The 20,425-nt window shown below is 56.6% G+C and carries 18 protein-coding genes; 10 read left to right on the top strand and 8 right to left on the bottom strand.

Features of this window, described 5'->3' with window-relative positions; all coding sequences use genetic code 11:
- The first annotated feature begins 180 nt into the window (after window positions 1–180).
- Together IAE41_RS05945 and IAE41_RS05940 are read left to right on the top strand one after the other, a co-directional pair.
- Window positions 181–1,839, top strand: coding sequence for a patatin-like phospholipase family protein (locus tag IAE41_RS05945; protein WP_200732446.1), 1,659 nt, complete (start codon window positions 181–183; stop codon window positions 1,837–1,839).
- A complete protein-coding gene (locus tag IAE41_RS05940) occupies window positions 1,829–2,077 on the top strand; it encodes a hypothetical protein (RefSeq protein WP_200732445.1) in 249 nt (82 codons plus the stop codon). The genes IAE41_RS05945 and IAE41_RS05940 overlap by 11 nt, the downstream gene beginning before the upstream one ends.
- A 382-nt stretch (window positions 2,078–2,459) precedes the next feature.
- On the opposite strand, the gene IAE41_RS05935 is transcribed toward IAE41_RS05940, so the two are convergent.
- From IAE41_RS05935 to IAE41_RS05925, 3 genes are read right to left on the bottom strand one after another with little or no spacing between them, the layout of a single operon-like run.
- Complete coding sequence (locus IAE41_RS05935) at window positions 2,460–2,921, bottom strand: ABC transporter permease (protein WP_200732444.1); 462 nt, start codon at window positions 2,919–2,921, stop codon at window positions 2,460–2,462.
- A 7-nt stretch (window positions 2,922–2,928) separates the two neighbouring features.
- On the bottom strand, window positions 2,929–3,249 hold the full coding sequence (locus IAE41_RS05930; RefSeq protein ID WP_200732443.1) for a hypothetical protein: 321 nt from the start codon (window positions 3,247–3,249) through the stop codon (window positions 2,929–2,931).
- Window positions 3,250–3,279: 30 nt separating this feature from the next.
- On the bottom strand, window positions 3,280–4,029 hold the full coding sequence (locus IAE41_RS05925) for a hypothetical protein (RefSeq protein ID WP_200732442.1): 750 nt from the start codon (window positions 4,027–4,029) through the stop codon (window positions 3,280–3,282).
- Window positions 4,030–4,142: 113 nt separating this feature from the next.
- Between IAE41_RS05925 and IAE41_RS05920 the strand changes: the two genes are divergently transcribed.
- The 4 genes from IAE41_RS05920 (at window position 4,143) to IAE41_RS05905 (ending at window position 8,635) form a co-directional block, all read left to right on the top strand.
- Window positions 4,143–4,481, top strand: coding sequence for a helix-turn-helix transcriptional regulator (locus IAE41_RS05920; protein WP_099560350.1), 339 nt, complete (start codon window positions 4,143–4,145; stop codon window positions 4,479–4,481).
- Window positions 4,482–4,593: 112 nt separating this feature from the next.
- The gene (locus IAE41_RS05915; RefSeq protein WP_200732441.1) at window positions 4,594–5,646 is read left to right on the top strand and encodes a CHAT domain-containing protein; all 1,053 of its coding nucleotides are present in this window, start codon (window positions 4,594–4,596) and stop codon (window positions 5,644–5,646) included.
- Window positions 5,647–5,818: 172 nt separating this feature from the next.
- Window positions 5,819–6,784: a hypothetical protein gene (locus IAE41_RS05910; protein ID WP_325166985.1), complete on the top strand. Its 966-nt coding sequence runs from the start codon at window positions 5,819–5,821 to the stop codon at window positions 6,782–6,784.
- 99 nt (window positions 6,785–6,883) lie between these two features.
- Window positions 6,884–8,635 (top strand): P-loop NTPase fold protein, encoded by a 1,752-nt coding sequence (locus IAE41_RS05905; protein WP_200732440.1) that lies wholly within the window; start codon window positions 6,884–6,886, stop codon window positions 8,633–8,635.
- A 118-nt stretch (window positions 8,636–8,753) separates the two neighbouring features.
- On the opposite strand, the gene IAE41_RS05900 is transcribed toward IAE41_RS05905, so the two are convergent.
- From IAE41_RS05900 to traD, 5 genes are all read right to left on the bottom strand, one after another.
- Window positions 8,754–9,122, bottom strand: coding sequence for an H-NS histone family protein (locus tag IAE41_RS05900; RefSeq protein ID WP_200732439.1), 369 nt, complete (start codon window positions 9,120–9,122; stop codon window positions 8,754–8,756).
- 121 nt (window positions 9,123–9,243) lie between these two features.
- Window positions 9,244–10,644: a site-specific integrase gene (locus IAE41_RS05895; protein WP_200732438.1), complete on the bottom strand. Its 1,401-nt coding sequence runs from the start codon at window positions 10,642–10,644 to the stop codon at window positions 9,244–9,246.
- A gap of 313 nt (window positions 10,645–10,957) precedes the next feature.
- The gene (locus IAE41_RS05890; RefSeq protein WP_200732437.1) at window positions 10,958–11,653 is read right to left on the bottom strand and encodes a hypothetical protein; all 696 of its coding nucleotides are present in this window, start codon (window positions 11,651–11,653) and stop codon (window positions 10,958–10,960) included.
- Between the two features lie 54 nt (window positions 11,654–11,707).
- A complete protein-coding gene (locus IAE41_RS05885) occupies window positions 11,708–13,228 on the bottom strand; it encodes a hypothetical protein (protein WP_234458333.1) in 1,521 nt (506 codons plus the stop codon).
- 289 nt (window positions 13,229–13,517) lie between these two features.
- Complete coding sequence (traD, locus tag IAE41_RS05880) at window positions 13,518–13,823, bottom strand: conjugal transfer protein TraD (protein WP_080347497.1); 306 nt, start codon at window positions 13,821–13,823, stop codon at window positions 13,518–13,520.
- 261 nt (window positions 13,824–14,084) lie between these two features.
- Here traD and mobQ point away from each other — a divergent pair, with 261 nt between their 5' ends.
- The 4 genes from mobQ to IAE41_RS05860 all read left to right on the top strand — a co-directional run bounded on the left by mobQ (window position 14,085) and on the right by IAE41_RS05860 (window position 20,176).
- On the top strand, window positions 14,085–15,668 hold the full coding sequence (gene mobQ, locus IAE41_RS05875; RefSeq protein ID WP_200732435.1) for a MobQ family relaxase: 1,584 nt from the start codon (window positions 14,085–14,087) through the stop codon (window positions 15,666–15,668).
- Between the two features lie 847 nt (window positions 15,669–16,515).
- Window positions 16,516–17,742, top strand: a complete 1,227-nt coding sequence (locus IAE41_RS05870) for an ABC-three component system protein (RefSeq protein WP_200732434.1) — start codon at window positions 16,516–16,518, stop codon at window positions 17,740–17,742.
- Window positions 17,739–18,221, top strand: a complete 483-nt coding sequence (locus IAE41_RS05865; RefSeq protein ID WP_080347496.1) for a three component ABC system middle component — start codon at window positions 17,739–17,741, stop codon at window positions 18,219–18,221. The genes IAE41_RS05870 and IAE41_RS05865 overlap by 4 nt, the downstream gene beginning before the upstream one ends.
- Window positions 18,218–20,176 (top strand): DUF3732 domain-containing protein, encoded by a 1,959-nt coding sequence (locus IAE41_RS05860; RefSeq protein WP_200732433.1) that lies wholly within the window; start codon window positions 18,218–18,220, stop codon window positions 20,174–20,176. The genes IAE41_RS05865 and IAE41_RS05860 overlap by 4 nt, the downstream gene beginning before the upstream one ends.
- Window positions 20,177–20,425: the final 249 nt, after the last annotated feature.

Raw genomic sequence — 20,425 nt, 5'->3', positions numbered from 1 at the left:
AGGCACTGGTTTCGCTTCCCATGCATCAGCGGGGCAGCTTGAACGATGATCTTCAATATAAACGGCGGAGTGTGCTTGTGTAAGCGGGAAGAGAGTCGGGGTATTGTTAACTGGGCTTTGGATCTGTGCCAATCATTGATAAGGGCTTCTGATAGGTGATTTTTGTGTTAAGGGGCGGCCATGTCTGAGCAAGAAAGCGATGTTCAAGTGCAGCCAGTATATGTGGCATTTCAGGGGGGAGGGGCGAAAGGTGCGATTCACATTGGGGCCCTTAGAGCGCTTGAGTCTAATATAGTGGCTGAAAACTCTTTAGGCAAAACACTTAAAGCTGAGATAGTCGGCGTAGCTGGCACTTCAGCTGGATCGATTATGGCTGCGCTTGTGGCATGCAAGTATGAAGCTAATGAATTGTTTAAGAATGATTCTGAGCTTGTTTTTCTCGAAAAAATGATGGGGGATGGGAAGAGTTCGTTGACCAGTATGTTTACCTGGCGGGGCTGGCTAAAAATTAGCTTGGCAAGGTTCTTCTTTAAATTGTCCGCTGTGGCGATATTTATTATATCGATCCTCTGCTCGCTGGTTATACTGCTATTGGCTAGTCCTCAAATTTCTTCCAGTGGTTATGGGGTGATCTATGATACGGCTCTCCTGACTTCGTCTTACGTGGCCGCGGTTTGTATATTGTTTGCTTGGTTTGCCATTTATTTCTTTAGGCCGGGCCTGGCTCCTCTCAAAGAAGTTCGCAGTGCCATAAACAGAGCTTTGTTGGGAAGTGATATTTTTAAAGGTAAATCTCCCTCTGATGTTACGTTTAGGCAGCTTGAGGCGGCCGGTGGTAGGCCTCTTAAAATAGTCTCAACAAATATCACCACTAAAGGTATTCAGGTTTTTTCCGCGAGATCAACTCCTGACGTCTCAATTGCAGATGCGGTTTGCGCATCAATTTGTCTGCCTTACATATTTAAGCCGTATGAGGTTGCTCTTGATCATGATAGGACGTGCAAATTCGTGGATGGAGGCCTTCTTTCCAATTTGCCGCTATGGGTATTCGACGAGGAGCGGCGGGTAGATGATTCGGGAAGCTGGACCATTGGATTTTCGATTGTGGGTGAGGCATCAGAGAAATCTCATTGGTTGGGTGCCATCCTCGATGCTGTCGTTGCTGGTCCCCCGGAAATCCATGCTCGTGAAATAGATAATCTTATGGTTGTTCCGTTAAGCACTTCACTGGGAATGCTTGATTTTGGTGCTCCGCTAGAGGACTTTAAGAGGGAAATTGATTGTGTTGAAAAGGTTGCTGGAAATATTATAGTTTCTCGCCTTGATGAGTGGCATGTGGAAGGAGTTCTTGCGCGTCTTGGGGATTCTCTTGTCGATTTTTTCAGGTGTGAGCTGAGAAGATTTGGGGCAGACAAGAAGATAAGTTTGAAGTTGGCAATTGCGTGTCCGAGTGATGATGGTGATGGAGATATGGTCACTCGTTTTCATAGTGGATATCAGTTTTACGATATTCGAGAACGAGCGATTGGAAATGACTCAAGTCCTATCATCGATTTCAGTTTGAAGCGCAAGAAGAAGGATATAAGACTGAGCAGCAGTATCTGGATTGTTGCCTTGCCTCTTAAAACGACGGCGGGAAAGGTCGTGCCCTCAGTGATCCTGGTAGAGTCACCAGACTTGACATCTAGTGATGTTTGTCGTATATATGATTGTGAGTCGAAAGAGGCCTCGGAGGCCTTTAGGCGGTTGGCAGAAACAGTGGCTGATGCAGTGGTTAGAATAAATTTTGAAGCGGAAGTCGGCTCGATTGTTTTTCCGGAGACGAATAATGGAACGTAAAATCGCTAACGAAATATTCGACGTTACGATAGTTGATGAAAACGGCAATCGAACGAAGCGAAGTGTTTCGCAAAAAAAGGCAGGTTTTACCGTAACCATTAAGCCAGCGAGTGCTTCTGAGAAGAGGCTTGGGATGGCCACCCGCGCCATTCATAAGCAGAGGCGGGGTCTGAAGGCGATTCCTGGTGAGGGCGGCTTCCTCAATCCTGACGCTAAGCGCGCCAAGCCGCTGACCTGAGTTGCTGACCTCGACAAGATGCTTGCAGTTTGTTGCAAGTTCTCAAGCTGGGAATCCTTGTCCAGCAGATCTATAAACCAGCAGGGCCGCTGTAGGCGGCCCTTGCTGCGCTTAAGGTGCTAGGTTACTGAGTCGGCTTCGCATATACGACAAACAGAAACATTGGCAGCCCACTCAGCAGGGCGAAGACCCCAAACGCGCCCATCAGAGTCAGCACCATCATGACCCATCACTGCTTCCAAGCGAAGCCCTGCCTCGCAATTGGCCAGAAGGGCCTTGGCCGGATAAAAGGGAGCCGCCTTCCGGCTTGCGCGTCGGGCCGAGATGGGCCCGACGACGCATCCGAAAGGTCCGATGGGAAGCTGGAGCAGCCGAAGCCAGACTACGGCGACGATGTCGACCGGACCAGGTTGTAGACCACTCCACCCAGGACAGGCATCACCACGTGCGCCGGCACCAATGCCAGGACGAGAAGGCTGAAGACTGCGCGGCTTTGCTCAGGATGTGGCAGCAGGTCGGCAAAACCCATCCCTAGGAAAACTGCCAAGTGGGAAGTCGCCACGATGGCCCAGGTCACGAAGAAGCCCTTCCAGAACCCACCCCGCTTGGGCGAGGGAGGGGCGTACGATTGCCGCTCGGTTTCTTCCTGGCGTCGGTAGGCCCGGGCGTTGATCCAGTAGAGAAACCCCAACACGGCCCAGGTGGCCAAGCCGCCCGCGACGGCGAGCCAGCCCAGCGGGGCGCCCTTCTGCAAGGCCTCAAGGCCGCCGGCCACGAACAACAGGCCGGCGCCTCCCAGCAAGACCGTCGCGCAACCGACATGGGCGTAAGAACGCGTGGTCATGGTGGTCTCAGATCTTGTGGGCGGTCCATTCGCCGGACGCTTTCGAAAAGCGAACCGGTTGAACGAATGGCCGCGCCTGGACGACGCCACCGATGTCGAGGACGACCGAGCCGCCCACGTCGCAAACCACTCCCTCGGCCGTTTCCGATTTCTTGCAGCCGCTCAGGCTGAAGTCCCGATACTCTTTCACCCAAACTTGGCTGCCGAGCACGCGCTCAAATTCGGCAGTGATGGCCTTCTTGGCCTGCTCGTCGGAGGGTTTGCTGCCACAAGCCGTCAGTGCGAAGGCAGTGGTCAAGCTCAATGCAATGGTCCTGATCGTGTTCATGAGGGTCTCTTCCTGATTGAGGTGGGGGTCTTACTTATCGCGGTTGCCGGCCGGATCAAACCCGGCGATCCACATGCGGGTGTCGCGGAATGGCGTGAGCATTCCCGAGGGGCCGGGATACAGGTCATCAGCTCGCAAGAAGCCGGACACCCAAGCGGCGCTCAGGGCCACTTTTCGGGCTTGCCACGCCACACCGTCGCGGGTCGTGCGCACGTTGAAGGGCTCGCGGGGCGGGGTGGGGCCAGTGGTCCGATCGTCGCCCGTGTTCGGCTTTCCTGCCCTCACCCTCAGGCCGACCATCACGTCGGTGGTGGCCTTGGCTCGAGCATTGCTGTTGAGCTCCGCTTCTTCGCCCAGGTCGTCCCGGATGGTCAACGGGGCGTCCGCGCATGCCCGGTAGTTCTCGGTGGTGGAGGCGGTGGCGCTGGTCCAGATCCGGGCTTCGACGGTCCAGCAAGGCAGAGAGGCGCCCCATTCGCGGAAGGTAAGCGCGACCCGCGGCCAATCGAGACGGCCCTGCTGGGCGGCCTGGTGGTTCTCGTTCTTGAACAGCCCGGTGATGCGCCCAGCACCACTGATCGGGGTGTAAAGCGGACCGGAGGTGGACGCGCTGCTGGCTGCTGGCCTGGCTCCAAGCGCTTGCTGACCGGCGTCTTTCAGACTCTTTCCCAACTGCCGGAAGAAGCCGGGCTTCGTCTCAGCCGGTGCTTGGGCCAAGGCGGGGAAGCTGGCGATGGCCAGTGCGAGGAGCGCGACGGCTCCTTGTCGTGCGTGCTGCATGGGTAAGCCCCCTGTAGACCACCGGCGTGGTGGCATTTACGATAATCGCAGATGTGCAATCCGGTTCCAACCGTCAGACTTGGAGGGAGTTCAGCTATGGTGCAAGATCCCGGATGCCGCAACCTAAGACGCCCGCGACGGTCTATGGCAAGCGCCTGCGCAGTGCGCGGGTCGCGAAGGGCTGGACGCAAGCGCAGCTCGCCGAGCGAATTGGGATGGTCGACTCCGTCTCGGGAGCGACGAGGGTGAGCCGCTACGAAACAGGACAGCACGATCCTGACCCGGCCACTTCAGAGGCTCTGGCGAAAGCGCTCGGTCTTCCTGTGGCCTACTTTCACGCCACATCTGACCTCATTGCAGAGGTGATCCTGTTGGTATCAAAGCTACCCGTGTCCAAGCAAAAGGAAGCTCTTAAGCGCCTGCGTGAGATCGCCGATCCGAGCGATAGATAGTCCAGGCTGGCTTGGTCTCAAGGCGTGATACACGCGGCAGGCATAGTCAGCCCCAGGCGATGGCTTGAAGACCCCAACCCGTCTCTAGACTCAATTCAAACAGGAGTAGGCGATGTCGGTCGATCAGCGGCGGCGCGCAGTGGAGGCGGTGCAGAAGACCATTGCGCGGCTACAAACTGAGAAGTCGCGCGAAGTAGGCAAAGCGGCGGCTGAGCGAAAGAAGGCTGTGGACGCCTCGGCAGCGGCGGCACGGACGAAGTCGTTGCCTACGAAGATGGCTAAGCTTAAAGATTCCCAGCGCTATGAGGCGAGCGCGGTAGCCCTTGAAAAGAAAGTCGCAGATCTAGAATCCAAACTTGCGCGGGAACAAGTGAAGCTTGGTGATGCTAATAAGCAGCTCACGACCGCGCTACAGCAGGACGAGAGAAGGCGGGCGGCTATGCAAAAGCGTGAACGTGCGTCCCAAGTCGCAGAGCTCTCGCGAGTTCAAGGTCGTCTAACTCAGCACGACCAGCTCCATCGAACCACGGCGGACACGTTAAGGCGTTTGCAGGAGCTTCCCGAGCGTCTTACGGTGCTTTTCCTTGCCTCCAATCCCATCGATCAACAGCCGCTCCGGCTAGACGAGGAGGCTAGGTCCATCCACGAGATGGTGCGGAAGTCTGAGCACCGCGACGTGGTGAGGCTGGAATCTAGGTGGGCGGTTCAACCGCTGGATGTGCTTCAGGCCATCAATGAATGCAAGCCGGGTGTTGTGCACTTCAGTGGTCACGGGTCTGAAGATGATGAAATTTTGTTCCAAGACAGCGCCGGCCGAACGAAGCAGATTAGTAAAGAAGCCATCGTGCAGACCATGATGGCTGCATCCGGCGACATCCAGCTCGTGTTCTTCAATACCTGTTTTTCCCACAGCCAAGCGGCCGCAATCGTAGAGCACGTGCCCTGCGCGATTGGAATGAACACAGCCATCGGCGATCAGGCGGCTCGCGTCTTTGCCGCGCAGTTCTATTCCGCAGTTGGATTTGGGCTTTCTGTAGCGATGGCCTTTAACCAAGCCAAGGCGGCCCTCATGCTGGAGGGGATCAATGAAGCGCGGACGCCTGAGCTGTTCGCTGCGCCAGGGGTTGATCTTTCAGGCGTATTTCTTGTCCGGCCAGAAGGATAGAGCGAGGTTATACGCTATTTTGTCCGTGCCAGTTTTAGGAATTCTCCTTGGCTGACTGGGGGATAGTCAGCGCTGTTCTTCAACTTTGGGCAGTGCCGCGTGGGCGCATGGCTTAAGAACCCAACTCCCAGGCCGATAGGGGCATGACTTGCTGCTACGTGAGGACAAGGACGTGAGGAAGACACTGATTTTTGGAAACGGGCTGGGAATGGCGCTCGATCCCAATCTGTTCTCGCTTGATGGCGCGATTGGACGGGCATGGGAAGGTGAGGGCATCTTTGATCCGGAGAACCGGGCGCTGGTGCGCTGTTGTCTAGTAGACGATGGCGACACGGAGCGGCCCCATGGGGAGGACGACTTGGATGCGCTTCAGTTGGTGGTGTCGTCGTGTGATTTTCTGGATAGGATGAGCCAAGGCGGAGCGCATTGGCTTAGTTTGCACGGACAGCAGTTCCCTGCCGCCGTGCGTAAGTTTCTTTACCAGACAGCCCTCCAGTTCCATCAACGTGAAGTCGTTCTTCCATTGGAGTTTGCGCAGCCGCTGGCTGCCTTCCTTCACGATACCCACTCGCATGTCGCGACCCTTAACTACGACAACCTGCTGTATCAGCGGATGATCGAAGCCTACGTATTGAGGGGCTACGGCGGCGCGTTGGTGGATGGCATGCTGACCGCTGGCTTCGCATGTGAGAACTTGGAGCGCAGGCAGGGGAGAACCTTCGGATACTACCTTCATCTCCACGGCTCGCCGCTTTTCGTAGACCAGGATGGCGTTACCCGAAAGCTGGCACAGGCAGAGTTGAGAGAGGCTGGGGATGTCGTGGGGTCGCATATCGTGCTTACGCACGTCAAGCATAAACCCACCGTGATTGCGGCCTCTCCCTTATTGCAGAGCTATTGGAACCACTTGGAGCTGGCCCTGGCTGAATCTGAAGAGGTGATCTTGTTCGGCTATTCAGGGCTGGACACTCACCTCAACGAACTGCTTGAGCGGCGCTCCCCTGAAAGAATTCGCGTTGTTGAGTGGCAGGGGGCAGGGGAGCAGGCTGAGCGCGAGCTATTCTGGGGGAAGTCCTTGGGCAAGAATGCCACCGTTCTTCGCTTGGCTAACGTGTTGGATTTCACCGAGTGGGCCTGACGCCGGGGTAGGAAACTGGTTGTAGTTTTGGCCTTGCTAGAAACGTTGGTCGGTCAGCAGCATTGCATTAGGGCACTTTTCGATAAAGGGGACTTTCTTATGCAACAACTGGAAAACTACCTGCGAGCGCCTCAGCCAGGCTACGCTGTGCTGATTTCCGGGGACTGGGGCGTTGGGAAGTCTTACCAATGGGAACGCTACGCCTTGCGACTGTCAGAGCGTTCGCCGATCACCATTTCTGCGGCGGGGCTCGAGACGCTGGAGGATCTCGAACGGACTTTGCTCCAGGCATCAATAACCCTAGCAGTCCCCGGTGTCGTTGCAGAAGTGGGATCTGTGCTCGGAAAAGCATTGCTTCGCGTGGCAAAAATTGAGCCAAAAGACATTACTTGGCGCGCGGAGCTGACCCGTGAAAAGACTGTGGTCTGCATCGACGATATCGAACGCTTTGCAGGTTCCTTCAGCATCATCTTCGGCTTTGTCGTCAATCTCATTGACCGCAGTGGTGTTCATTGTGTCCTCATCGCTGACGAAGTTCGCGCCGGAGAGAGGTTCGATGATTTTGGGAAGTATAAGGAGCGAATTGTTGGCGCTACCATCCATATGGAACCCGATCTGTCGGAGTTTTGTAAACTGACCATTAATGGCTTTTCGGACGACAGGTCGCGTCAGGTTCTTGGAGGAGGAGTCGAGCACATCACTAGCCTCATCGAGAGTGCTCGCGTCACCAACTTGCGAACAGTCAGGACGGTGATCGGCGAGATGAAAAGATTGGCCGAAGCGCTTCCGCAGGACGCAATAGATCAATTTTTCAAGAGTTCCCTGCCCAGCGCAGTGTTCTTCTGGACGGTTTCCCTCGCCCGTGATGCCAATGGCCGCGAGTTGGTCAGGAAGGTCTTCTCGACCGATCAGGTGGGCATCATGCTTGCCCTTCATGACGTGATGAAGGAGAAGGGTCAGGCCGCAGAAGATGAGACATCCTCCCTCTCATCCACGTTGGAGCAACTTGGACTAAGCGCGGCTGTCCACAGTTGGCCAGCGTCTCAAGAGTTCATCGATCACATGCGTGGATCGGCGGCCGTCGACTACCAAATTCTCGCAGCTCAGTTTGGGCTGCTCCCGGAGGTTCGGTCTTATGATCCCCTCGCGATCATCGGAGACTACGCCTCTGCTACGGATGAAGAAGTGCAGGCGGCCATCAGTTGCGCCCAGGCCGAACTGGTAACGGGTGGTCAGAATGGTCAGATGGTCAAGCTGTCTCGGATCTTCAGCATCTATCGAAGCCTCTATTTTCTCAGCTTCAAAGGGGTGTTCGTCGAGACGCAAGAAGAGTGGACCCAAGCGGTGCTGCGGCGCCTGGATTACTATCTGAACGCACCTGACCTCATCGATTGCGATGGTTATGAAGTTTGGCCGGCCGACTACAATGCCGAAGAAAAGGAAGTTATCGCTAAGTGTGACGAGATCGTAGAGGTCGCCCGACAACATGCAAAGGAAGTAGCGAGCACAGGTGCACTTTCCTGGATTCTCAGCGGGAAAGGCGTGGCGCCCGATACAGACACCACGCCTGTGTTCAGTTCCGCGCCGCCACCGGAGGACTTCCTGGCAAAGCTTCGAGGAAGCGGCATAGAGGCTGTCATCCGCTTGACTAAAGCTTTCCGGAAGCGGCTCAGTGTCATCAATTCGCCTGATTACGTGGGTGGGGATAGGGACTACGCCCAGCGGCTCATAATCTGCATCGAGCGGGGTGTTCCCTCCAAGCGCCCAATGACGTTGCTTGATGCGGAACTCAGGCAAGCGATGACCTATCTTCGCTCCTTCGTTCAAAAAGTTGATAGGTATAAGCGCTAATCCACATGGGCCTCCCCGGGCTCCGGAGAATACCTGAGCACTAGCTCGTTGCCTTCCCTGGCACTGGTGCTCTATCTGGTTCGCGCGGTCACGTAACTCTATTCTATCGAGCAAGGGCTCATTCGATGAGAAAATCGCTGGGCGACTTGCCCTTCTGGACCAGCGCAGCAAGCCACCTCGGTTGGCGGCCACGGCCGGACCAGGTTTCGCTAGGGTTGGCCGGATTGCGGTATTTAGGAGCCACCTTACTGCCGGCCGTCTTCGCGGGCTTGCGGCCGGTGCGCTTCTTGGAGGTATCGGAAGAGGCCGTTGAAACTGCTCCGTAAAGCTCCTCAATCGTGTAGCCGTGGTCTTTGACGTATTGGTTGATCTTGGCTCGCATGGCCGCAGCCTTGGGTCGAGTCAGCACCTTCGTTTGCTGCTTTTCTGCCTGAGCGATCAGGGTCTTGAGTTCTTTGGCCGACAGGCCGCTGACATCGATGGTCATCTATTTTGATCCGAGTCTTGTGGTCTTTAGCGTAGTTCCAAATGGAATTCGATGCGAACTCTGCCTGACGAGCCCAGGCCGACCTTCAGGACTTGGTCGGGGCCTGGGCAACACCTTGGCCTCATGGATAGAACTTGCTGGGATCACCCAATTGTTCCGCAAACTGCCCACGCTGGTAACGTGGCAGTTCCACGTTGGGCTGATATAGCTCCAGGGCGCTGATCTGCTTGCTCCGCGTCACCTGCGGTTTCTTGTGGAGGTAGTGCTTGCGCAACACCTGGACCCGATCCCGGGGATCGGTGCTGTGGCCGGTGACCAGCGCAATCTCCTTCTCTGGAACGTCGTTCACATCGAGCTCGGTCGCCAGGGTGTGGCGGAAGGCATGGAACCCGATCCCCTTGGCGAACCCTAGGCTCTTCAAGTAGCGGCCAAAATCCACCACGAATTGCTGGCTGTAGCGCGCGTTGGTCTCCCCGGTCTTCCGGTTCACGCCGGCAGAGAGTAGGGGGAACAGTCGCGGGTGGCCAGTGGCCTTCATGTCTTTGACGAACTCGAGGAAACCGGCGTCCAATAGGGGCTTGGCGATGGGGACGACGCGCATGCACCCGGCTCCCTTCATGCTTTGCCGGCTCCGCCGTTGGCGTTTCGGATCCGCGGCGAGGTCTTCATCGACGGTCTTTTGGAAGGCGATGCACCAGACGCCGCGTTCCTGAAGGATGTCGGTCAGCTTCAGCTGGCACACCTCGTTGACCCTGGCGCCCGTGTGTAGGCCAATCATAGGAGCCCACCAATATTGCGGCTTCTTCGCCCACGGGATGAAGGAGGCCGGGTCGAAGATGGCCTGCAGGTCCCCGTCCTCGAACAGGCGGATGGCCTTATCGGGATCGATGGTGTGATCCTCCTTGGGCTTGCGGAAGGCCTTCATGGGCGAGGACGCGATGGCTTGCCCGTTGACCAGGTGGTTGAAGAAGGCGACCAAGAAGCGGCGGTGGCGCTCTTCGGTGGCCCGAGCCAGGGGCGCGACGTCCTGCTCTTGGCCCAAGGCGATCGCGTCCTGGTAGCTGAGGCGCTTCAATCGGGGATCAGATAGTAGGTTCTTCGGGGTCCAACGCAGCAGCTGCCACAACGCTTGGATGTGCTTGTAATCCACGCGGCAGGCCGAAATGTTGCCGCAGGTCAGCAGGAGAAGCTTCAGGGTGCGCTCGGTCGCGAGCACGGTCTTGGGATCCAGCTGCCGGCGGCGCATGTCCGCCAAGTGATCATCGATCTCCTTGGCCAAGGGACGCGCTGGTGTCCCCATGGGCAATGGCTGGGGATACCGGGTGCCGTTCTTCAGGGTGTTCTTGCGGCCGGTCTCGTCCAAGGCAGCCAGGATGCATTCCTGGAGATTGATCGCCGCCTCGCGACCTTGGATGGTGGCTCGGTCAATGCGGAAGCGACCGATGTGGATGCCTTCCAAATGAAGGGTGCCGAAAGGCGATGCGATGTAGTCGGTGAGTGCGGAGGAGGGGAGGGCGGTCATTGGTTCACTTCCATCTGGGGGATGGAAGTACGGATAAAACAGGCCGTAAATTCGTCAACCGGGTTGATACAAAAATTTGCACGCCGCGTAACCACCCTAGGCGTTGCGTTGCTGACGAGGTTACTTCTCGGAAACGATTGAATTCGTTATCAGCACGAAACCACCTAAAACAGGGGTTTTCTCGAAATTTACTTCGATTTATCGCAGTCAATTCCGTACTGTTTGCACAATATTGACTAACAAGTAAGGGGCTTGGATGGCTGATTTTATATGAACACAAGTTAAATGGGTGGGGGGGCTGGTAGGTTATCAGTTATTCGCTTTGGTCGGAACTTGCATCGCCATCCGGGAAGTTCTTCTTCCTCAGTTCCTCGATCGCCCTCCTATCTCTGTCTCTCTCGCCTTGCCGATCGTCGCTCGAGAAGCTGTCCACTTTCAACCTGACCGATCCGCGCAAAACTGGGCTAAGTCGCTCGTCAATGTGCTTGAGCGAACTTGCGAGCTGGATCAGCGGGTCGTTGCCGAGGCGGCTAACGCCTGAGTGGTCGTTCATGCTCAACGTGTAGATGTTGGATTGAATTTCACTCGCATTCGCTGCTTTGCGCCACGTGACCTCAACCTGATAGACATTCCCCTTGAGGTGCGCGAACTCGCAGAGATAGCTCGACAAGCCCTGCCCGGGCTTTAGGACACTGAGGCGCTGGAGAGGGATTGCGTCGCCCGAACGCGGCTCTCCGCTTGTAAGTGGAGGGTCGAAGTGGATCGCGATGTCGTAGGCAGTAGCGTTACCAGTGTTGTCCACATTGAAGTCAAAGTGAGTGAGGGACCAACGGTTGGGCACAAGGGTCGCTACAACATGGGGTTGAGCGGATGCCTCCGCCATGCGCTTGGTTTCTACGGCTAGGACACGGGTGACCCTGAAGAGGAAGTAGGTGGCAACGGCAGTGAGCACAGTGGCCAGCGCTCCGGTCCCCGCTACCACGAAACTGATCACCTGATCGGTATTCATATTGTCCTCTTGCTCAGGCCCGTAAGGGCAATGTTATGGCACTGTCGGCGGCATCTAGCTAGCAGGCCTCACAGTGGCGAGAACTCCCAACACGGACTTCGCTGCCTGTCGCTTTTCCACCTCTTCTCCAACCTTCTCCCTCCCATAACCCCAAGCAGCGCCGGCAATGGCCGCTGCCGGGACGGCGGCAGCGATAAGAGGGGCCAGGCTGGGAAGTAGGGTGGCCGTTGCTGCGGCGCTCGCACCTATGAGACCGCCAGCCACGGCTGCGGCCTTCTTCGGGGCATATTTGCGCTCGATCTCCGCCAGGACCTTCTTCTGTCTTTGAACCAGGGAGCTCAAACCATGGCTGACTTCCCTAACCATTGCGTCGGTCTCAATGGGACCGGCCGTCGCCAGCTGACTGGTGTATTTATTAAGCTCCTCTCGGAACCAGCGGTGCTCATTGTTGACCAGTAGGTTGGCAAGCGTTGCAACCGGGATGTTGGCCAGCCATGAAAGGCTGTCGTCCTGAATTGACCTGAGGGTCTGAAAAGCCTGCTCAGATAGAATGTCTTTCGACCGGAGTTCCGTTGCACTGGCCAAGGAAATCTTTTCGAAGTAGTGCCAATGAACCGGTTGAGACAGCAAGGGCTGAGCTCCCATTTCACTGGCATTTTCCAGTAGGTGATATTGGGGGCGCAGTCGCTCCAAAACTCCGTAGGTGAGCAATACGCCCGTGGGCAGCCGCTTCAGTTCTTCCAGATAGTCAGTTGCCCTGACGCCTTCAAGCTCTTGAAGGTATCGACTGGCGGCTTCGGTAGGCGGCAGAATAATGTTGGGCCGAGCCCCGGGCGCAACAAAGAGACCGGAGGGCATCAATGCTGCTAGGAACGCGTCTTCATGGTGCAGGGCATAGTCGAACACACCCTCGATGGAAGAGACTTCTCCGTTGCACAAGGGGCCGAGTAGCCTTAAGGCCAGCTGTTCGATACCAAGTTTGGTGTGCGCATCCCGTTCCTCAAGCTGTTCTTCGAAGCTCGGGAAGACGAAGACGGGGGGCACCGGCAACTCAGCTTCAACCAAGGGGCGCAGACGAAGGACATAGAAGAGCTGGATGGCGAGCTGTAGATGGACAGCGTTAAGGCTCAGGTTTGATCCTATGAAGGGATAGATGGGATCGGGGATGAGCTGGGTGTCAGCGTAAAGACCCGTGATCCGGACGGCATTCAGAGCGGATGGTCCGAATGTCCTCTGGCCTCCGGTCAGCAGCCTCATTCCACCCAGGGTCTTAGCATGTCGGAAGGTCTCTACCGCATGCTTCTGATAGAACTCTTCTAGCTCTTCAATGGCGCGATTGACAGAAGAGCCAAATAGACTCGGTTGATCTTGGATGCGCGATAGGATGAGTGGCTTTATTTCCTTCTCGTCATCGATGAGGCCGTGCGCGCGACCCGTGATGCCGCTGAAGAGATTGTTGAACAGCTGGAAAAGCTCAGCCTGTAACTCTGAAGCAGGTTTTGGGCTTGCAGCGGGGCTATCTTCCGGTGAAGGCTGCCGGGCCATTGCGGTGGCAGCAGCGAACGACTTCGCCATCATGACTGTCTCTCTAGACAAGCCTGTCGGGTCCACTAAGCCGAGGGCAGTCAACGGCGCCGACGTAAGCTCATCTGCAATGCGTTGGAGGTGTGGAGGAAGATGCATTCGTCCCTCCAATATCGCTTTGCGAGCCAGTAGGAGCCCATGAGCGGTTGACGAGTCCGTTTCATCCGCGCGATTCATGAAGTTTTCCAGGTCGATTGTCGGTGCTTGATGGAGAACGCCCGCCATAAGCATGCCACTCGACCAGAGTGATCCACAAGACAGTATGGCGGTATGCCTGGTGCTACTCTTGCGAGCCGCCGAGACGCTCAATGCCCCGTGATCGGGCAGCAGCGCTTAGCGCTTGGTTTTTCCTATTCGTAATGTGCTCTAACAACGCCCCAAGGAGCTCTGCATCGTCGAGTTCGTTGGCACCAGCCAAGAAGATCAAATCGGCTACCCGCTTGCGTCGCTTTGCTTCCTCTCTCCTCGCCGTTTCCCTAGCTTTTGATTGAAGGCGCTGGTTGGCTAGGAGCTCTCTCGCTTGCAGTTGAGCCAATCGTTCCGTGGCTCGGTGGATTTGGTCTCGGTAGTGATTTGTTGCGGCCATGTGCTTCTCCTGGAATGGCCCTCGAGTCAAACATGCAAACGGGCATCGTCAAGCTCTGGGCGGTCTCGAACATTTACTCGGCGTAGGAGTGTCGCAATGTTGAAGCGCCCGACAATAGAGAGAAGAGCAAGAGCGCACCTAGGCGTCACTACGTGACGCGTGCGCAAAGGGCGTCGCCCCTTGAACCCCAATCGCTTTCAGCTCTTGCGAAAATCCAAAGCCACGGCATAAACAAAGCAACATCCTCTGCTTTGGAGCCACATGGCCATCTACCATGCGAACGTCAAAACCTTCAGTCGAGCCAAGGGGCACTCGTCCATTGCCGCTGCCGCCTACCGCGCTGGGCTTCTTCTCGAAGACACGCGCACTGGGCAGCGCCACGACTACCGCCGGCGAGATGGCGTGGTCGAAACACGCTGCATCATCCCTGACCATGCGCCCGACTGGGCCCTGGTGCCTGCCGCACTCTGGACGGAAGCAGAGGCGGCGGAGCGTCGCAAGGACTCTACTATCGCGAGGGAGTTCGAGTTCGCGCTGCCCCACGAGCTTGACGATGAGCAGCGATCGTCTCTTGCCCTCGCCGTGGCGCGGGCGTTGGTAGATCGTTACGGTTTTGCCACACAAGCCAGCATCCACAGTCCCGGCAGCAAAGGCGGCATGAACTGGCATGTCCACATCCTCGCAACCACCCGCCGGCTTGGCCCTGACGGCTTCCTGGACAAAACCCGAGAGCTCGACGGAGGCCCTGCGGGCCGGGCTGAGGTCGAGTGGATCCGGGAGTTGGTGGCCGCGACGACGAATGCGCATCTGGAGGCTGCGAACCTGGACGTTCGCGTGGATCACCGCAGTCTGAAGGCCCAGGCAGACGACGCGCTGGCACGCGGCGACCTCGTGGCCGCCGCAGTCCTGTCACGCGCCCCCACGCGTCACCTGGGAAAAGACGCGTCAGCCATCGAGCGCCGAGGGGAGTACTCAGAGCTTGGGGAGAGGAACAGGTCCATTCACGAGGCGAACCAAGACGCCTTCGATGAAGTGCTAGCCCGGTTTGAACAGGAACGCCGGGCCATGCCGGTGCCTGAGGGGCACAGTGAGGCGCAGGCCCAACGCGAGGCGAAGCGCTCGAGCCTCAGTCAGATGCTTGCCTTCTCCGATGGGCAGATCGTCGTCTCGCACGGGTTGGGCAAAGCCATCAGCGAGAGGCGCTCCGACGGCAGCACCGAGGATGTGCCAAGCGAGACTCTCTCCGTTGAGGCAATCCGGATGGAGGTGGTCCGCCAAGGCGAGCTGCTCAGGGATGAATTGGCCGCCCACGCGCTCCATTCCACGCTGAGGCTGGTCAATGCACTGGCGAGCGGAGAAGTGGCTCCCGAAGAGTGCAAGGAGCATCGCTCTGCGCTCAACCGGCTGCTGCTGGGCTTGAAGCGGTTTGCAGCAGCGTTGGTCCGTTTCCCCAAGCGTCTCAAGGCCGTGCGCCGTGCGATCCGATTGCGGCACATGGCCGAACAGGCGTGGGACGACTTTGCGGCCAATCACCCGGAACCCGGGGTGTCCTGGACGGCTCGTGAGTGGGCCAGGCGTCGCGGCCGCCGGTTGGCGGCGCTGGAGCAGCGGTCTGCTGAGTTGGCGGCAGCCCAAGCTGCAGCGACCTCGGAGCAAGAGGTGATCTTGGCCGAAGACCTACGGCTGCGCGCTGAGTGCCTGGAAGCTGCGAGCCTGACGGTCTTGGAGAGTTGCTCTCGGCCCGCCGAGCCAGCACCGGAGGCGTCGCAGGCCTTCCAGGAAACGACGGTCGCGGTGCACGCGCCCCAGCCGGGCCGGCCTCCAAGACGCCCCCGGTTGCACTAAACGCAACGAGCCCCGCCTAGCGGGGCTCATCTTGTTTCAGGTGGCATCCTTCAGTGAACAGAAGGCCCCGAGTTCCGGGACACTGAAGGTGACGTGCTCTTCTTTGCGCGGCTACGCCGCCATTCGTCTGTCGGGATGAACGTGCGGTCCACCACGGCTTCACGTGTGCGCGTTTGGGGGATCGGGGTAGGTGGAGTGAACTTGGCACCCCGTGGTTGGTCCTCCTCCCATTGCCGGATCAGTTCAGCAGACACGTCCAACGCGTGCCTCACATCTTCAACGCGATCACTCAGTTGGCGGGAGGGGCCTTGGGACATGAGTCCGATAAGCAGTTGGCTGGCGATTTGGAACTGTGGGTGGGACAGCATAGTTGGTCCTCTTAGCGTTGATGGTGCAATCATCAAAGCGTGGATCGCCTCAAAAGCAAGGGTAGAGACCGAGGCCCTACTCACAGAAATGAATCTTAGTTTCTTCATGCCACCGGTAAGTCCTGCGAAAGTTCAGGAATATGCAAAGAGGGGCGAGTCTGCACTCTGCTGTCAGCGACGGCGGCAGTCTGGATGTCCCACGCTCCGAAAGCGCTAAGGACTGCCATTTCAGGGAGGAGCTGAGATAGGGGGAAGGCCAGAGTTGCCTACCATGTTCGGTCTGCAGAAGGCTATCCGGCACCGCGTCTTCCACTTAGCTGCCGCGTCCTGGCCTGGATGTCGGAGTATCTGGGCACATGGGCGAGATCTAGCGCGCTTCGGTCTCTTGTCCCCCGGGGGGGAGGGGCTGTCGGAATTGTTAGGTTGATTTTCTGAGTGATCGCCAATATGTTAAGCGTATGTGAGTGCAGGGGGCGCCCATGTCCACGGAAAGCGATTCAGGTCAATCGGGTTTACACTCAGCTGAGGCATCTGCGCTGGGCTTCTATTACCAATCGTTGTTTGCTCTGAAGACATTGCTCGAGTTGGACTCGGACAATGCCGCTGTAGCTATCGAGCGACTGGACGATGTAGAGGTAGTTGCGGACCAGCAGACGCTGCTTCTTCAGTTGAAGCACTCGTTGAGCACCACACCTGCACCAATCACCTTGGCTTCACGAGCGCTTTGGAAGACGCTCAAGGCGTGGATCGATACGCTGCCGAAGCTATCCATTGCGGAAACAGTTCTGCATCTTGTCGCAGTTGGGCATGTCCCAGTAGGAAGCCCTCTCCTAGCACTTTTGCAGGAAGGATCTGACCGGGAGGAGCTCATCGACGCGCTGGTCGCCGAGGCCACTCGTGTTGTTGAAAAGCGTGCAGAAGCCAAGGCTGCGAAGAAGGATTTGCCATACGCCGACCGTGCTGACGGGTGTGAGGCTCTCTTAAATCTGCCAGCGCTTGGTCGCGAAGCGCTAGTGAGAAGGATAAGAATTCACCCTAATTCGCCCAATATCGCGCTGATTGAGAGTGAAATTGCTAAGAGTTTGAAGTTGTTGCCATCCGAGCAGCGGGCGCTCGTGGCGTCCAGGCTCGTCGCATGGTGGGACAGAGAAGTCATTTATTCGCTGTGCGGTCAGCGCGATAGAGCCATTGCTAAGTTGGAAGTCCAAGCTCAAATCTCGTCGATCATCGGGGAGATAGAGTCTGGTTTGCTTCATGCAGACTTCTCAGGAGCGAAGCCTCCGCCTTCGCACGAGCCTGATTCGATGCTTCTTCGACAGATCCGCCTTGTGTGCGGTAGTAAGACAGACGAGAACAAGGCGACCGTGGAAGAATGGCGTGCCCGCGCTCAACGCTCCAAGTGGGTTGAGGATAATCCCGCTATGGCTTCCACTATCAATCGACACGATGACCACCTTTGCGAAGAGTGGTCGAATCGACACGAACAAATGACTGAGGACTGTCAGTTTTCTGGTGAGTCTGAAAAATGCACAAAAGGCTTGGCCTTGCTGCGTTGGACGCATGACGATGCCCCGGGAGCCGTTGAGGCAATTGCGGCAAAGTGGAGCGCTGTGTTCTACGTGAGGGGCAGCTACCAGGTGCTAGCGGTGGATAAGAGGGTAGGGTGGCATCCAGACTACATCCACCGTCTGGAGGATGACGTGTGAGAGGCACTTATGACGTGTTCGCTGAGTCGAATCCCGCATTCTGTGCCTATGCATTGAATCGGTTTATCGAAGCTTTTGAATCTTTCAATGCCGATGGGCCAGAACTTCCCCTTTGTTACCTCGCACTTCCCATCGCGTTATCAGGTGACTTGTCTCAGACATTTGAAGGGACAAACAAAAATACTGGCCTGCTCGAGTGGTTGACGAGGCGGCCCGAGGTGCAGATTGAATTGGTTGATCGACTAAACGGATCAATCGCAGTCGTTACGGAAGCGGTCCGTTTCAGTTGTTTTATGAAGGTGCTGACTTTGCAAGATGGGCGATTGAAGTTAGGTCCAAAGAAGCTAAAGAAAAGCGCTGTAAATGGACTGAGCGCAGGGCCTGCTTCGGTGATCAGGAGTTCAGAGCGACTTGGCTATTGGTTCGCAATGGCAGGTTCGGCACGGACGACATTTGATATGATGGGGCTTACTGTATGAAGCGCTGGAATGTGCTTGACATCTTCTTCCTGGGCGTCGAAGGTCAGCGCCGCATAGTGACTTTGAAGCCGGACCAGGTGAACATCATTACGGGTGCTTCTGGGACGGGAAAGTCGGCTCTTATCAAGGCCATCGATTACTGCCTAGGATCCAGCAAGTGCGAACTGCCGGCGCATGTGCGGCGCAGAGCGCTCGCCGTAGGCGTGCGATGGGCAAAGGGTGATGAGCAAATCATTGTCGGGCGAATCACTCCGCCGGTTGGACAACAAACCAGCGGAAGGATGTTTGTTTCCAAAGGGCGAGATTTGGAAATTCCCTCGAGCGTAGATCGCTTTGAGGGCAGTAGCACAGTCTCCGCAGCTAAGGCTTTTTTAGAGCGGGCTTTTGGCATCGGCGACACAGATAGTCCGGCTACTGATTTCGTGTCGAAGGGGCGCGCGAGTGTTCGTCAAGTCACGCCCTATCTTTTCCTAACCAAAGAGGTCATCGACAGCGAGACGGTGTTGCTCCACGGCTTGGAAAAGCTGGAGAAAGCTAAAGACATTGTTGCAACCTTGCCTTACTTTCTGCGAGCAACCGACGAGGAGAGCATTCTCGCGGAGCGTCGTTTGCGTCAGTTGCAGAGAGGTCTGGAGATTGCAGAGGCAAGAGAGCAGGCGAAGGCATCCTCCGATAGCTTAATGATGGGTCGTGCGCTCGGACTACTAACAGAGGCTAGACAGATTGGACTCGTGCGCGCCGGTGCGTCCTTCTCCGAAGAACAGGAGGTCTTGCAAGCCCTGCGGGAAATTCTGAGCGGGCGTATGATCGAAGGAGAGCAGCCTTCCGACGACGAGCTTTCTGTGCTGCACGCATCTCGTCGTCAAGTTCTTGCACAGCTGGAAGTTGTGAGAAGAAGATCCAGAGCGACCAAGTCGGCGATCAGAGAGTCTTCCGGTTATCAGGGGGCGGTGAAGCAGCAACATGAGAAGTTAATGCTTGTTGATCACTTAAAGTTGAGCGATGTTTCACATGTCTGCCCAGTGTGTGATAGCCCGTCGGATCGAGGTCGGGAAGTGGCAGCTGCATTGCAATCAGCTTTGTTCAAGGTGCGCAATGAGAGCATGGTTGCCGATCGTGTCAAGCCTCAGTTGCTTGAGGTCGATACTGAGTTGGATAGCGAAGCGCAGCGCTTAAACAATGAGCTTCGGCGCATAGATAGCCGCATTGAAGGTTGGCTAGGTCAAAGTGAAAGAGCGCGGGAGCTCACCAGCCTGGCGCAGCTTCACAGCCATTTGAAGGGGCGAATCTCTTACTTTGTCGAGAATATTGTTGATGAGTCGCCAAGGTTGGGGGTGGACTTAGAGGCTTTAAGAGCAGAGATTGATGAGCTTGAGGCACTTGCGAACAGGGACGCTAGGAACGTTCGACTGCAGATCGCGGAACGCAAGGTATCCGGGTTTGCATCAGAAGCGCTAAAACAGTTGCCTACCGTCGCCCCTTGTGTTGGAGCTGAACTAGAGTTTCTATCGCGAGGCCCAGATGTAGTGATGATCGAGGGTGGCAGCAACGCGGTCCTCCGTATGCCTGATGTGGGATCTGATCAGAATTACTTGGCTATTCACATCGCTCTGTGCTTCGCTCTTCATCGCTACTTTGAACTGGTAAATTCACCCGTGCCGGGATTGTTGGTTCTGGATCAGGTTAGCCGCCCCTATTTCCCTGCCAAAGGTGATGATTATGACGTCAGTGAAATCGGGGCTGGCGTAGAAGATGAGGATACTCAGGCGATGAGGCAGCATATCGATTTCCTTTTTCGAGAGACGAAACTCCGCAGCGGTCTCCAAGTGCTCCTGATCGAGCATGCCTATTTTGCTGATGACGCGAGGTATAGGGAGGCTACTCGAGAGCGTTGGACCAGGAAGTCAAAGGAGGCGCTGATCCCTCTCGATTGGCCTGTGCGCAAGGATGCCTGACAGCCCTGGCTGAAGGTGTCCTGTTCAGGCACTGGATGTGGGGATACTTGACCAGCTATGATCAAGGAAACTTCGAAAGGAAACCTGCCCGGCTGGCTTTCTGCAACGGTTTGAAGGGGTTGGATCAAAGGTGATCCGATCCCACTCTCTCCGCCACGATTTTTCTAAAGAGCCCTTGGAAACGAGGGCTTTTTGCTGTCCGGTCATTGACATTTGGTCTTCTGCTGCATTGCTTTCTGCAGCGGTGGC

Origin of the sequence: Stenotrophomonas sp. S39 (assembly GCF_016624665.1) — a bacterium.
Classification (GTDB): Bacteria; Pseudomonadota; Gammaproteobacteria; order Xanthomonadales; family Xanthomonadaceae; genus Stenotrophomonas.
The sequence above is the reverse complement of the archived record's forward strand: the minus strand, read 5'-3'. Positions and strand labels throughout refer to the sequence as shown.